Source organism: Caballeronia glathei (assembly GCF_000698595.1).
Taxonomy (GTDB): Bacteria; Pseudomonadota; Gammaproteobacteria; order Burkholderiales; family Burkholderiaceae; genus Caballeronia; species Caballeronia glathei.
This window is the reverse complement of the sequence record NZ_JFHC01000256.1, coordinates 1-875: the sequence shown is the minus strand read 5'-3', so window position 1 is coordinate 875 and position 875 is coordinate 1. Positions and strand designations below refer to the sequence as shown.

Genomic DNA, 875 nt, shown 5'->3' with positions numbered 1-875 from the left:
GCCGCGTGAGCAACGACGCGCTGCTAGGGGCTGTTAACAATCAATGAATTGTGTTTACATCCTGATTTTTATGGGAGATCAGGATGGTTCGCTGGCTGATGAGTGACGCGCAATGGACGAAGATCGAGCATCTGTTATCAGGCAAGGCAAGCGATCCGGGACGCACAGCGGCAGACAATCGGCTGTTTGTCGAAGCGGTGCTATGGATCGCTCGTACTGGCGCACCATGGCGCGACCTACCCAGCGAATTCGGTCGGTGGGAGCGCACGTACATCCGCTTTTCCCGCTGGAGCAGAAAGGGCGTATGGGAACGTGTGACCCATGCCTTGGCAGGCGAAGCCGATTTGCAGCAATTGCTCATCGATTCGACCATCGTGCGGGCGCACCAGCATTCAGCTGGCGCCCAAAAAAAGCGGGGCCTCAGGCACTTGGGCGGTCGCGGGGAGGATTGAGCACGAAACTGCATGTCGCCGTCGACGCGCTGGGCAATCCGCTGCGTATCATATTGAGCGCCGGCCAAGTCGCCGACATCGACTACGCCCCGGAACTGATTGCCGATCTCGCGGCTCAAGCCGTCATCGCTGACAAGGGCTACGACAGCAACGCGTTCGTCCAGCAGATCGAAGCTTCTGGTGCCCAGGCCGTGATCCCGCCACGCGCCAATCGGCGCAATCCGCGCGCTTTCGATCCCGAGCCGTATCGTTGTCGCAACCTTATCGAACGCTTCTTCAGTCGCATCAAACATTTTCGACGCCTCGCTACTCGCTATGACAAACTCGCCCGTAACTTCATGGCCTTTGCGCAACTCGCTTGCGCATTTGCGCCAAAGCTTTGATTGTTAACACGACCTAGCGCACATCAAGGCCATTCACACA

General features: G+C 57.9%; 1 pseudogene. It reads left to right on the top strand.

Annotation, left to right across the window (positions count from 1 at the left end):
- The first annotated feature begins 83 nt into the window (after positions 1 to 83).
- Positions 84 to 835: pseudogene (locus BG61_RS41680) on the top strand (IS5 family transposase).
- Positions 836 to 875: the final 40 nt, after the last annotated feature.